The sequence below is a fragment of the Dermabacter sp. Marseille-Q3180 genome, assembly GCF_940792985.1.
In the GTDB taxonomy this organism is placed as follows: Bacteria; Actinomycetota; Actinomycetes; order Actinomycetales; family Dermabacteraceae; genus Dermabacter; species Dermabacter vaginalis.
The window spans coordinates 310,695-323,953 of the sequence record NZ_CALNWU010000001.1 but is presented as its reverse complement, the minus strand read 5'-3'; the positions used below and the strand labels follow the sequence as shown (position 1 = coordinate 323,953).

General features: G+C 63.2%; 10 protein-coding genes. 5 read left to right on the top strand and 5 right to left on the bottom strand.

Going from position 1 to position 13,259, the window contains the following annotated elements; all coding sequences use genetic code 11:
- Window positions 1–3 precede the first annotated feature (3 nt).
- A complete protein-coding gene (gene pknB, locus NBW56_RS01510) occupies window positions 4–2,115 on the bottom strand; it encodes a Stk1 family PASTA domain-containing Ser/Thr kinase (protein WP_250257714.1) in 2,112 nt (703 codons plus the stop codon).
- Window positions 2,116–2,179: 64 nt separating this feature from the next.
- Between pknB and NBW56_RS01505 the strand changes: the two genes are divergently transcribed.
- Window positions 2,180–2,554 (top strand): Rv2175c family DNA-binding protein, encoded by a 375-nt coding sequence (locus NBW56_RS01505; RefSeq protein WP_250257713.1) that lies wholly within the window; start codon window positions 2,180–2,182, stop codon window positions 2,552–2,554.
- Here NBW56_RS01505 and NBW56_RS01500 read toward each other — a convergent pair.
- Complete coding sequence (locus tag NBW56_RS01500; RefSeq protein ID WP_250257712.1) at window positions 2,551–3,633, bottom strand: polyprenyl synthetase family protein; 1,083 nt, start codon at window positions 3,631–3,633, stop codon at window positions 2,551–2,553. The genes NBW56_RS01505 and NBW56_RS01500 overlap by 4 nt on opposite strands.
- A gap of 164 nt (window positions 3,634–3,797) precedes the next feature.
- Between NBW56_RS01500 and NBW56_RS01495 the strand changes: the two genes are divergently transcribed.
- The 3 genes from NBW56_RS01495 (at window position 3,798) to NBW56_RS01485 (ending at window position 7,263) form a co-directional block, all read left to right on the top strand.
- Entirely contained in the window at window positions 3,798–5,030 is a 1,233-nt protein-coding gene (locus NBW56_RS01495; RefSeq protein WP_250257711.1) for a hypothetical protein, read from the top strand.
- A gap of 158 nt (window positions 5,031–5,188) precedes the next feature.
- Window positions 5,189–5,614, top strand: a complete 426-nt coding sequence (locus NBW56_RS01490) for a universal stress protein (protein WP_065247906.1) — start codon at window positions 5,189–5,191, stop codon at window positions 5,612–5,614.
- Window positions 5,615–5,742: 128 nt separating this feature from the next.
- Window positions 5,743–7,263: an RNA polymerase sigma factor gene (locus NBW56_RS01485; protein WP_250257710.1), complete on the top strand. Its 1,521-nt coding sequence runs from the start codon at window positions 5,743–5,745 to the stop codon at window positions 7,261–7,263.
- Between the two features lie 152 nt (window positions 7,264–7,415).
- Here the strand turns inward: NBW56_RS01485 and NBW56_RS01480 are convergent, their stop codons facing one another.
- Window positions 7,416–7,619: a DUF7455 domain-containing protein gene (locus NBW56_RS01480; RefSeq protein ID WP_074296640.1), complete on the bottom strand. Its 204-nt coding sequence runs from the start codon at window positions 7,617–7,619 to the stop codon at window positions 7,416–7,418.
- Window positions 7,620–7,769: 150 nt separating this feature from the next.
- Between NBW56_RS01480 and NBW56_RS01475 the strand changes: the two genes are divergently transcribed.
- Window positions 7,770–9,887, top strand: a complete 2,118-nt coding sequence (locus NBW56_RS01475) for a DNA gyrase/topoisomerase IV subunit B (protein WP_250257709.1) — start codon at window positions 7,770–7,772, stop codon at window positions 9,885–9,887.
- Between the two features lie 27 nt (window positions 9,888–9,914).
- Here the strand turns inward: NBW56_RS01475 and NBW56_RS01470 are convergent, their stop codons facing one another.
- Both NBW56_RS01470 and NBW56_RS01465 read right to left on the bottom strand, forming a co-directional pair.
- Complete coding sequence (locus NBW56_RS01470) at window positions 9,915–10,787, bottom strand: D-hexose-6-phosphate mutarotase (RefSeq protein ID WP_250257708.1); 873 nt, start codon at window positions 10,785–10,787, stop codon at window positions 9,915–9,917.
- On the bottom strand, window positions 10,784–13,246 hold the full coding sequence (locus NBW56_RS01465) for a DNA gyrase/topoisomerase IV subunit A (protein WP_250257707.1): 2,463 nt from the start codon (window positions 13,244–13,246) through the stop codon (window positions 10,784–10,786). The genes NBW56_RS01470 and NBW56_RS01465 overlap by 4 nt, the downstream gene beginning before the upstream one ends.
- Window positions 13,247–13,259: the final 13 nt, after the last annotated feature.

Here is a 13,259-nt window from a genome sequence, read left to right as displayed (position 1 = left end):
ACTTTAGTAGACCGTAATCGTGACGGTCGAGCCGCGTGGCACCTTCGTGCCGCCCGGCTGGGACTGTTGCGACACGAGATCGAACACGGGGGTTCCGCGTTCGTACACGACCTCGACCTTGAGGCCGGCGCCCTCGAGCGCCGCACGGGCATCCGCTTCACTCTTGCGGAAAACGTCGGGCACGTCCACGAGGTTCGGGCCTAGCGAGATCGAAACCTTCACCTCGCTACCGGGAAGCGCGGAAGTGGCTCCCGCCGGGTCCTGGGAGATGACCTGCCCCGCCGGCACTTTCGAGTTGTACTGCTCGGTGACTTTCGCGACGAGCCCCGCGTCTTCGAGTGCTTTGATGGCGGCTTTGCGTTCGCTTCCCGCGACGCTCGGTACCTCAACGGGCTCGGGGCCGTCGCTGACGGTAAGCGTGATGTTCGCTCCGTGGGGCAGCGATGTGTCAGCGGGCTCCTGGCTGATCACCGAATCTTTCGGTACTTCCGAGGAATATGCGCGGGTTTCGGTGCTCTCGAATCCTGCGTCTGCCAGGGCCGAGGTGGCGTCGGAAATTGGCTGTCCCTGCACCTGCGGCACATCGAATAGTTCCTGGCCCAGCGAGAGCGTGAGACGCACGGGCGTGCCTTTGTGCACTTCGGCCCCTGTTGCGGGGTCGGAGGAGATCACGCGCCCCGCGGGGACGTCGTTGCTATAGGCCTTGGCGGTCGTGACGTCGAGATCCTCCGCCTGGAGCGCAGCCTCGGCATCGCTGAGGGGAGCGCCCGCAACGAGCGGAACGGTCCGCATACCGCCCGGACCCTCGGTGTCGTACCAGCGCAGCGCCCCGAAAATCGAAGCCGCGAGGAGCGCGAGGATGCTCACTATCGCGAGAGCGCGAAGGAGAGGCGAAGGATGCGAATCGCGGGTATGGGCGCCTCGTGAACGGTGGGGGCCCGTGAGAGCCACTTCGCGGATACTCTCATCGGGATCAGTGGAGTCCGACGGTTTCTCGCTCGGAGTGAAACTCTTGCGTGCGGTCGCGCCCGTGCTACCCGAAGCACCGTTGCCTAAGGGACTGGAGGCACCCTTCTCCCAGAACAATTCCGCTTGCGACGCACCACCCCGTGTCGCGTGCGAAGGCGACGGTGGCGATGCTGGTGACGAGGGGGCCGCAGCGGGTTTGGCGTCGGGGGGAATCTGGCGCGTAAGTCGAGGAACATTAGCCGTGGCGTCGTCTGCGGCTGCTTCGACCGCGGGCTGCGCGCGATACGCGAGCTCGGTGGCGCTCAGCGTATCGAGGATGTCGTCGAGGGCAAGGAGAACTTCGTGAGCACGTGTCGGGCGTGAGGCGGGAAGGCGCGAGGCTGCCCACGTGATGATCGAATCGACGGAGGCGGGGACGCCCGGCGCGAACTGCGAGGGAGCGGGGATGTCTTCGTGCGCGTGCTGGTAAGCGATGTGCACCGCCGAGTCGCCCTGGAAAGGCGTGCGGCCCACGAGCATCTCGAACATCATGATGCCCCATGAGTACAGGTCGCTGCGCGCGTCGCTGACGCCGCGCGTGACGACCTCTGGGCTCACGTAGGCGACCGTGCCGAGCATCGTGCCCGTCGCGGAGGTTGTCGCGGAACCTACGGCGCGCGCGAGGCCGAAATCAGCGACGAGAATGTCGCGCTCGGCGTTCACGAGCACGTTTTCCGGCTTGATATCGCGGTGGATGATGCCTGAGCGGTGGGCGGCGTCGAGAGCGGCAAGCACGTCGCGACCCACACGAAGAGCACGCTTGAGCGTGAGGGTTTTTTCACGTCGGAGTTCGTCGCGAAGGGTTTCGCCTTCCACGAGTTGCATCGCGAGGTACACGCGCCCCTGGTCCTCGCCCTGGTCGTAGACGTTCACGACATGCGGGTGGGTGAGTCGAGCGGCACTTCGCGCTTCGCGTGAGAAACGCGAGATGAACTCGGGGTTATCCGCGAGATGCGGGTGCATGATTTTGAGCGCGACGGGGCGATGCAGGCGCTCGTCGAAGCCTCGATAGACCGTGGCCATGCCGCCACGCGCTATCAAGTGCTCGATGCGATAGCGATCGCTAAGGACGAGGCCGATGTCTGGGGAAGAAGACTCGGTACTCACGCCGCAAGTCTATGCGCGCCTCTCTCGCGTGCCCGCGCGCGACACCCTGGAATATGCTGAAGGGGTGAATATCTCAGAAGACGACATTTCCCGCCTCGACTCGCTCGTCGGTCGGTGGCTTACCCTTCCGGACGTTGCCGAGATTCTCGATATTTCCGTGACGAAGGTTCAGCGCCTTATCGAGGATAACCATCTCGTTCAGGTGCGTCGCGGGACGCCCAAGGTCCGCTCTGTCCCCGCTGATTTTCTTCTTGAGGGCGAGGTCATTGCGCACCTTCGTGGCACGATCATGGTGCTGCGCGATCAACACCTTTCCGACTACGAGATCCTCGAGTGGCTTTTCACCTCGGATGATTCCCTGCCTGGTCGCCCGATCGATCACTTGCGTCGCGGCCAGCGTGGAGAGGTGCGTCGACGCGCGCAGTCGCTCGGTTTCTAGCGTCCCGTTCGGGCAAGTTGTCGCACGAGTGAGTCGAGGAGTTCGCACGCCTTCCTCGATGTCAGCGTTGAGAGTTCCCTGGCAACGACATCGCGCGCGTTGTCTTCCCGGGTGCGAATGAGGCCCTCGACGCTTTCGCGCGCTCCCGTAGATTCCATGATGTCGCGCACATGGGCGACCTCTTCGGCGGTGGCCTGAGGGTTGCCCACGGTGGCCGCCAGCACGCGGCGCTCAGCTTCGGTTGAGCCCTCTTCCGTGAAAGCGAGGAGCATCGTGCGCTTCCCCTCGAGGATGTCGGAGCTCGTGGATTTGCCGAGCGCAGATTCGTCGCCAAATACTCCGTCGAGATCGTCGCGAAGCTGAAACGCCTCGCCTGCGGGAAGCGCGTAGTCGCTGAGGGCGGTGAGGAGCTCCGGGGAGGCGCCACATCGGGTGGCGCCGATCATGAGGGGCCGGTGCACCGTGTAGGAAACTGTCTTCCACCGAGTCACGAGGCGGGCGGAAGTAGCTGCGGAGTCGGTGGAGGTGATGGCGCCTGCCTGGTTGAGAATATCGAGGTATTGACCGGCCATGACTTCCGCGCACAGTGCGTGGAAATGTGCGCGGTCGGCTTCGCCCGCAAAAGCGGAGGAAGCGAGTTGGTGGGCGAGCGAAAGTGCGAGGTCACCGAGGATCACTGCTGTCGCCACCCCGAAGTCCTCGGCGTTGCCTTTGAGGTTGTGCTTCTCGTGCTGGGCCGTGGCGGCGACGTGGATCGCGGGGCGGCCCCGGCGCGTAGGGGAATGATCGAGGACGTCGTCGTGGATGAGTGCTGCCGCTTGGACGAGCTCAACTGCGGCGCCGAGCTGCGCGATGTCGTGTTCTGTCGTGTCGTCGAGGTCGCCCGCGGCCGCGAGCGCTCCCGCGCGCACGAACATGGGGCGTAGGCACTTGCCGCCTTCGAGGAATCCTTCGAGCTTGGAACTGAGCGCTGCGGGCTCCGGCGCTAGGGCGGCAAGTCTCTCCTGTTCACTTTGAAGGAAACGCGTGAGAATCGCGGTCACGCTTTCGCGGACGTCGTCGAAAGGGGGGTGTTGCACGCGGGTCCTCCTTGGCGCGGGGGCGTTGTTTTCTCGTCGTTCTGCTGTGCTTTTCCATCGTGCCACAGCAAAACTCGTGGCGGCTCGCGCTCCACAGCTGTGGCGCCTCCCCATATCCGACAGCGCGGCTCGCATGCGGGGACTGCGCAGGTGATCGTGGAGGCATGACACACAACACACAGCAGTTTTCGCCAGGATCCACGGAGCTTGCTCCCACCGTCAATCTCCTCGATGCACGAGAGGTTTTCGCGGCAGTCGCCATGCAATTCGCACACCTCGACCTCAACTCTTCTTTCATCATTTTCGGGTGCGGGGCGAGCCTTCACGGCGATTCTGGTGTGATCCTTAGCCGCATGCGCCTTGAGGAATGCGCGGAGGCAGAACTTCTTGCCCGCGAGATTGGTCGCCTCGCGCGCAACCTGCAGGAGCTCGGCGCCACTCACCTTGCGCTCCTCGCAACGGGCACCCCAACCCCCGGTGAGTGTGGCGAGTGTTCGGGGGCGCGGGTCGAGTGCTTCGATGGTCATTGGCGTGACATGGCCGAGACGAGCCAGCTGATTACACTCTGCGACCTCGTTGCCGAGGCGTGTCTCATGAGCGGGGTCACAATCCCGTGTGCTCTTCACGCTTACGAAGGGCTGTGGGCGTTCAGCTCAACCGTTGATGCCGAGTACTGGCGCGTCTCCCATCTCGGGGAGCTCGAAGAGAGCGCCTTTGCGGCGAGTGTGGTGGCGAGCGGAATTCCGTTCCGCTCGAAGATCGAAAAGTCTAGCTCCCATGACGCGCTCATTGCTGCGGTGAAACCACTGTGCGATAGAGACGTGGATTTTCCTTCGCTCAGGTGCCTCGAGAATGAAAGCCGCGAGGCCCTCGCGGATCTGCTCACACCACATGCCTTCGCCGGCCAGGGAGAGCAGAAGCTGGACCCCGGCATCGCGGAACACTACCGCGAGGCTGTCCTCACCCTCGCGTCGCTCGCCGTGCTAGGACCGGGCCGCGACCACATCATCGCGAGCGTGATTGGCCTTGACGAAGAGGAGCCGCTCAGCCCGTCCGACGCCATCGAACGCGTCTTCGAAGATCCGGAGTTTTTCCCCGCAGCACATCTGATGCCCGGTGGAGAGGGCGACCGTCTCATCAACGCCCTGGCAGAGATTTGGCGGCGCTCGAACGGGTGGGACTGCTCGGCCCGCTATCGTGCTGCCTTCGCCAACCTGGCGGCGATTGCCGCATTTCTCCTGTGGTTCAGCGGGCGCATGGGGGAGGCTTATCGGCTTGCGAGCGACATTATCGCGGTGGAGGACTCGTCCGAAATGGCCGAGCTCGTCGTCGGTCTCGGGGCCGGTGGAGTGAGCCCACTGTGGCTTGAGGAGGCATACGCTCCCCCGAGCAGGTGAAGAAGGGTGCCGTGCGACGGACAGGCACACGCGCACGTGGGGTAGGAAAGGCGCACGTGACGCTGCACGGGCACAGCGATTAGACTTGACGCGCACGATCGTTGAGCGCTACACGCGCACCGTCTGCGCAGCACACGCTGCCCGTCGAAAGGACCGTCATGGTTGTCGTTGCCGCCTACGCCTCGACCTCGCAGGGAGATGCCGCGCTCGCTGCGGCCATTCGCGATGTTGCCATGACCGACCGCGAGCTGCTCGTTGCGTCCTTCCCCTATTCCGATCCGCTTGAGGGCTCCCGATCCGCCGATGCAGAGGAAGTCAACGAAGCGATCAAGCGCGTGTCCGCGGACATGAGCCATGAAGAGCGGGCCTACCTTGAGACTCTCGAGGTTCGCGTGCGTGAGGCCGGGTTGGAAAGCTCGCGCGATATCGGTGATTTTCTCTTGCGCGTCGTGCGGGAAGAAAAGGCGAGCCTCATCGTGATTGGCCTTCGACACAGCGCGCCGGTAGGTCGGCTCATGCTCGGCCAAACCGTCAAGCGGCTGCTACTCGAGTCGCCCTGCCCAGTTCTCGTGACGAAGGACTAGCCTCAGTTGGAATAGATGAGGGGCAAGGGCCGTTATAATTGTACGGTCCGTGCGCGATTCGCCCGCCAGTCACCCGGTGCGAGAGCTGAGCCCGCACGCCACCCTCGGATCCCAACTGAAGGAAGCCTGTGTCGACGAGCACGTCTAAGAAAGAAGAAGTCGCCGAGAACCTTGAGTCGCTCACGAAGGCACTCGACGGTGAAACCTCGGTGAGCTACGAGGCACTCAAAGCCGCCGCCAAGAATCTTGGCATTTCTCCCTACAAGGTTGCCTCGCTCTCGAAGAAGCTCGAGGAAGCCGGCATCGAGATTCTCGATCGCCCGAGCGGCTCTCGCAAGAAGAAGTCGAGTGCGAAGAGCGCCGAAGCGCGCAGCAACGACTCCGCCGAGGCGAGCGACTCCTCGAAGAAAGCCGCGACCTCTTCGGCAAAGAAGAGCAGCGCGAAGAAGACCACCTCGACTGACAAGAGCGCTGAGGCTCCCTCGGAGGCGGAAGATTCCTCGAACGAAGCTGAAAGCACTGAGACCGTAGAATCGAAGGCTTCACGCAAGAAAGCCGCTAAGGCTTCCTCCGCCAAGAAGGCCGGTAAGCGCGGCACTAAGAAAGAAGAATCCGCCGCGGAAGAGGCGGGAGACGCCAAAGGCGAGGACTCCTCTGACGACGACGATCCGAGCAAGGGGTTTGCTCTCACCAACGACGAGGACGACTCGCCCGCTCAGCAGGTTGTCACTGCCGGAGCTACCGCCGATCCCGTCAAGGACTACCTCAAGCAGATCGGCAAGGTTGCGCTGCTCAATGCGGTTCAGGAAGTTGAGCTTGCCGAGCGCATTGAGGCAGGCCTGTACGCCGAACACAAGCTCAAGCAGGATCCCTCTCTCAAGAAGGGAATCGAAGGGCGAGATCTCGAACTCATTGTTGCCGATGGCCGAGCAGCAAAGGATCACCTCCTCGAAGCGAACCTGCGCCTCGTCGTGTCGCTCGCCAAGCGCTACACGGGGCGCGGCATGCTCTTCCTTGACCTCATCCAGGAAGGTAACCTCGGCCTCATCCGCGCGGTGGAGAAGTTCGACTACGCGAAGGGCTACAAATTCTCGACCTACGCGACCTGGTGGATTCGTCAGGCGATTACGCGCGCGATGGCTGATCAGGCGCGCACGATCCGCATCCCGGTTCACATGGTGGAGGTCATCAATAAGCTCGCGCGGGTGCAGCGCCAGATGCTTCAGGATCTCGGCCGCGAGCCGCTCCCCGAGGAACTCGCGAAGGAACTCGACATGACCCCGGAAAAGGTCGTCGAGGTGCAGAAGTACGGTCGCGAACCAATCTCGCTCCACACCCCGCTCGGCGAAGATGGCGACAGCGAATTCGGCGACCTCATCGAGGACTCCGAAGCAGTCGTGCCCGCCGATGCGGTGAGTTTCACCCTCCTGCAGGAGCAGCTCCACTCCGTTCTCGACACGCTCAGTGAGCGCGAGTCGGGGGTCGTGGCCATGCGTTTTGGCCTCGAGGACGGCCAGCCCAAGACGCTCGACGAAATCGGCAAGGTTTACGGTGTCACGCGCGAGCGTATTCGCCAGATTGAGTCGAAGACCATGAGCAAGCTGCGCCATCCCTCGCGCTCGCAGGTGCTCCGCGACTACCTCGACTAAACCGTATGGTTATCTAAGCGCTGCTCGCGTCCCTCCACGTGGACGCGAGCAGCACTCGCTTTGAGGTGAGCATAAAGTGGCCGCGCCCCGGAGGGCGCGGCCACTTTTTCGTGCTGTAAGGAGCTACGGGCGCTCCCCGTAGCTCACCCGCGCTACTGCGCGGAAGTCAGGCGCTCGGTCTCATCGACGACTCGGGTCGCGATCCCCTCGAGGGCCTCGGCGTTGGCACGTGCGTGGTGGGCGCAAAAGAGAAGCTCGCCGCCCACCTCGAGTTCGAACTTCACGTAAGCCTGCGCGCCACAGCGATCGCAGCGATCGTGCGCGGTCAAAGTGCGTTCTTCTAGCATCGTTTCCATGCCCCCATTGTGGCCGTTACGCGCGCGTGAAGCGAGCGGTTCCCACCGTGGTTCGCTCGCAGCGCAATCACCTGTGGCACGCCTAACGCGGGGCAATCGTCGGAATCTCAAATCCACCGAAAGGGGCCCTCTCCCGCCTAAAATCAGGGCGTGGCACAAAAGACAAACTCCCAAACGGCTGCCTACGACGCAGCGAACCTCCAGGTTCTCGAAGGGCTCGAAGCCGTCCGTAAACGCCCAGGTATGTACATTGGCTCGACCGATTCGCGCGGCCTCATGCACTGCCTGTGGGAGATCCTCGATAACGCGGTTGATGAGGCCCTCGGCGGTTTCGGCGACGAGATCACGGTGATCCTTCACCCCGACGGCTCGATCGAAGTGCGCGACAAGGCGCGCGGCGTGCCGATCGATAAGGAACCGCGCACCGGCCTCACGGGCGTTGAAGTCGTCTACACGAAGCTCCACGCCGGCGGGAAATTCGGCGGCGGCTCGTACTCTAATTCGGGCGGCCTTCACGGCGTTGGCGCCTCCGTCGTCAACGCCCTTTCCTCTCGCATGGATGTCGAAGTTGATCGCGGCGGGAAAACGTATGCGATGAGCTTCCAGCGCGGTATCCCGGGCACGTTCGACGATGCCGACGCCCCGGATCCCAACGCGCCGTTTACGCAGTTCACGGGAGCCGGCGAGCTGCGTGAGATAGGCAAGGTCAAGCGGGGCGTCACGGGTACACGCGTGCGCTACTGGGTGGACCCTCAGATCTTTATCAAGGGTGCGCACGTGGTTCTCGATGAGATCCAACGTCGCGCACGCCAGACCGCGTTCCTCGTCCCGGGGCTCAAGATTGTGCTGCTTGACAAGCGCGAGGAACGCACCCCCGAGCAAAGTGAACGCACAGTTTTCCACTACGAAGGCGGTATTTCGGAGTTCGTCGAGTATCTGGCGAAGGATCAGAAGATCACCGACGTGATCCGTTTGAGCGGGTCGGGGGAGTACACCGAGACCGTTCCCGTTCTCGATAAGAGCGGGCGCATGGTCTCCAAGGACGTCGAGCGTACATGCGAGGTTGATATCGCCCTGCGCTGGGGCGCGGACTACGACACGACCGTGCGTAGCTTCGTGAATATCGTTTCGACGCCGAAGGGCGGAACGCACGTCGCAGGCTTCGAACAGGCTCTCGCGAAGGTTATCCGCAAGGCGGTCGAGGCGCAGTCGCGCCGGGTGAAGTTCAACTCGAAGAAGGACAAGATCGAGAAGGACGACACGCTTGCTGGCCTTACTGCCGTCGTGACCGTGCGCATCGATGAGCCGCAGTTCGAGGGCCAGACGAAAGAGGTGCTCGGCACCCCCGCCGCCCGGCAGATTGTCGCCAAGGTCGTCGAGCGCGAACTCGGCGCCTTCCTCAGCTCGACCAAAAAGGGTGAAAAAGAGCAGGCCGCGCTCGTCGTCGACAAGGTCGTGAGCGAGATGCGTGCACGTGTCGCCGCCCGCATGCACAAGGAGGTTTCGCGTCGTAAGAACGCGCTCGAATCCTCGACGATGCCTACGAAACTTGCGGATTGTCGCCACACGGGGATCGACCGCTCCGAGCTTTTCATCGTCGAGGGCGACTCGGCGCTCGGCACGGCAAAGAGTGCCCGCGATTCGGAGTTCCAGGCGCTCTTGCCGATCCGCGGAAAAATCCTCAACGTCCAAAAAGCCTCGATCACGGACATGCTGAAGAATGCCGAATGCGCGAACATCATCCAGGTGATCGGCGCCGGATCGGGACGCACGTTCGATATCGAGCAGGCGCGCTACGGCAAGATCGTCATGATGACCGACGCCGATGTTGACGGAGCCCATATCCGTACGCTTTTGCTCACGCTTTTTCACCGCTATATGCGTCCACTCATCGAAGAGGGGCGTATCTATGCCGCCGTACCGCCGCTGCACCGGGTGGAAATCATCCACGGTGGAGCGAAGAAGAACGAGTTCGTGTACACGTATTCGGAGAAGGAACTGCATCAGCTTCTGAAGAAGCTCGAGCGTTCAAAGAAACGTTATAAGGAGCCGATCCAGCGCTATAAGGGTCTTGGCGAGATGGACGCCGATCAGCTCGCGGACACGACCATGGACCCTTCACAGCGCTTGCTTCGCCGAGTGACCATTCAGGATGCCGAGTCGGCGGACCGCGTGTTCGAGCTGCTCATGGGCTCCGAAGTAGCGCCGCGCAAGCAGTTCATCGTCGAGGGAGCCGAAGAGCTCGACGTCGAGAGGATCGACGCGTAGGGGCCTGCCCCAAGAAGAGCGAATGCGTCAGCCGCGCGTGAGGCTGTAGTGCGCCGTGAGCGTGTGCGCTTCACCGGGAGCAAGAGGCACCGCACCGCCTTCGCTGACTGCGGTTTCAACACACACGAAGCGGGTCCACTCCTCATCGGGAATGTCCGCCGTGGAGGCGACATCTTCGCGCCACGGCGTCCACACGACCGTGCGGTTCGCCCCGCTCTGTGCGATTTCGATGCGCCGATTGGCGCGGGGATCAGCAAGAACGAGCGGTGGAGCCGCCTCGAACACGAGGTCCGTGGGGGCGGCGAAGGTCTGGTTTTCGGTTCCGACGCCTGCCGCGCGACCCCGCGCCGCATCCGTAAAGGGCACACCCGCGAGCCCTTCGAGGCGAGCCTCGCGTACGTCTTGCACAAGAAAATACGTGTGGAATGCCGCTTCGAGTTCGAGGGGCTGTTCGCCAGCGGTCACGGTGAGGCTCAGTTCGAGGGTCGCGCTCGCCCGCACGTGGAGGCGAGCCGCGCCGACCTCGAAACCGGGGTAGTGGCGTCGCTCCTCAAGGTCGAAAGCTGCGGTCACGACTCCGTTCGGATCGACATGAAGGCTTGTGAGTGCCCATTGTGCCCGCCTGAACCAGCCGTGTTGTGGCTCTTCGTTGCCTGAGCGACCGTGGCCGAACCACGGGCCAATGAGGGGTACTCCGCCGCGGATATGAGAGGAGGGGGTGAAGGTGGCGAGCGGGGAAAGCCACATGGTCTCGCTGTGCCCTTTGGGTATCCAACTCGTCACGTGTGCGCCCGAAAGAGAAATCTCGAGTTCGCATGCGGGGGTGTGAGCCTTCAGCACTCGGGCGCCTTCGCGCTCGTGTAGCGAGACTCCCTCGGGGAGGTGCATGGGGGCCGTCATGAGAGGGAACCAACCGCCGCGATGGGAAGCGTGAGAGGCGAACCGGAGCCGTCTCGCCGGGCGATCGGGGAGGGGAGGTCGATCGGTGCGCCGGCATCGGAACAGGCGAGTGCGGGCGCATTGGCGATCCACGCGGAGATAAGCGTGTCTTCCCCGCGCAGGAAGCGATGACAGCGAACACCGCCCGTCGCGCGTCCTTTTGCGGGGTATTCCGATGCGGCGGAGACCTTGAGGGAGCCTGATTGCACACCGTCGAGCGCACTCGACGAACCGGCGACGGTCACAACCTCGCCGGGCTTCGTGACATCGAAAGCACCAAAGCCAATGACCCTATCGCCCTCGCCGAGCTTGATGCCTGCCACGCCGGAACCTCCACGGCCCTGGGCGCGTACACCCGAGGCGGGGAAGTGCAAGAGGTGCGCGTGAGAGGTGATAAAGGCCAGATCCATGTCGGCATCGTCGAGCATGTCGACGACGCCCACGACGCGGTCGCCGCCCTTGAGCGTCACGATGTCGAAACCGTCCGACTTAGGGAAGTCTCTGTTGACACGCTTGACGACGCCGTTCGCGGTACCGAGCGCGATGCCGCCTCTATCGGTTTCGCCCTCGGGAAGTTCGAGGCGCACGAGGCCCACGACTTTCTCGTCCTTCTCGAGAGAGAGGAGGTCGGCGAGACGCGTGCCACCCGCGATGGAAGACGAGCCCGCCGAGGGAGCGAGCGCGGGGAGGTCCACGACGTCGACGTGGTGGAGCCGGCCGAGGTCGGTAACGGCCCCGATGACCGAGCGCGTCGTCGTGCTGACGCGCGCGAGAATCACGTCGTGCTGGGAGCGCGTGTGGGCGTCGGCGCCAAGGGGCTTGCGTCGGGGGACGCGGGCCACGAGGCCTGTCCCGGAGAGGAGGACGTCGCACGGTGAATCCTCGATCTCGAGGCTCGCGGGGGTGGCTTTGGCCTTTGCGGTATCGGCCTCAAGGAGGATCGTGCGGCGCGCCGTGCCGTGTTCCTCTGCGACTTGCTGCAATTCGGCGCTGACGACACGGTGCAGTGCGGACTCTTCGGAAAGGATTTCGAGAAGTTCGGCGATGTCGCGCTCGAGTTCGTCTCGCTCCGCCTCAAGCTCGAGGCGCGAGAACTTGGTGAGGCGGCGAAGGCGCAGCTCAAGAATGTACTCAGCCTGGGCACTCGAGAGGTCAAAGACCGTCATGAGGCGCTCGCGTGCGCTCTCGACGGTGTCGGAGGAGCGAATGATCTGAATAACTTCGTCAATGTCGACGATCGCGATCAGGAGGCCCTCAACGAGGTGGAGGCGGTCGCGGCGCTTGCCGAGACGGAATTCGGTGCGGCGGCGCACGACGTCGATGCGGTGATCGAGGAAGACTCGCAGAAGCGGTTTGAGCCCGAGCGTGCGCGGTTGCCCGTTCACGAGCGCGACGTTGTTGATGCCGAAGGAATCCTCCATGGGCGTGTGCTTGTAGAGCTGCTGGAGAACGGCCTCGGGGTTGAATCCACTCTTGAGCGTGAGCACGAGCCGCATTCCGTGCTTGCGGTCGGAGAGATCCTGGTAGTCGCTAATGCCCTGGACTTTCTTCGCCTGAACGGCGTCGCGAAGTTTCTCCGCGATCTTCTCGGGGCCAACCTGATAGGGAAGTTCGGTCACGACGATTGCTTTCTTGCGACTCGTGACGTTTTCGACCTTCGTCGTCGCGCGAATCTTGAAGGTACCGCGTCCGGTCTCGTAGGCATCGCGAATGCCCCCGAGCCCCACGATGCGCCCGCCGCTTGGGAGGTCCGGACCAGGAACGAAGCGCATGAGATCTTCGAGCGTGGCCTCGGGGTGATCGAGGAGGTGGCGCGCTGCCGCGATGACCTCCACGAGGTTATGGGGAGCCATGTTGGTGGCCATGCCCACCGCGATACCCGAGGCGCCGTTGACGAGCAGGTTCGGGTATTGGGCGGGAAGAACTTCCGGCTGGAGAAGCTGGTTGTCGTAGTTCGGCACCATGTCGACGACGTCTTCGTCGAGGGAGGCCGTCATCAGAAGCGCGGCCTTCGCCATGCGTGCCTCGGTGTAGCGCGCCGCCGCGGGCCCGTTGTCGAGCGAACCAAAGTTGCCGTGGCCGTCGACGAGAGGCAGGCGCATGTTGAAGTCTTGGGCGAGACGCACGAGGGCGTCATAAATCGCGGAGTCACCGTGGGGATGGAGTTTGCCCATGACATCGCCAACGACGCGTTGGCTCTTCACGTGCCCCTTGTCTGGGCGGAGCCCCATGTTGTCCATCGTGTAGAGAATCCTGCGCTGGACCGGTTTGAGCCCGTCGCGCGCATCGGGGAGCGCGCGGGAGTAGATCACCGAATACGCGTACTCAAGGAAGGACGTCTCCATCTCGCTCGTGACGTCGATGTCGACGATGTTTTCTTTAATCGGCTCCGGTGCGGGCGTGGATGTACGTGAGGCCATGCGCACCATTGTG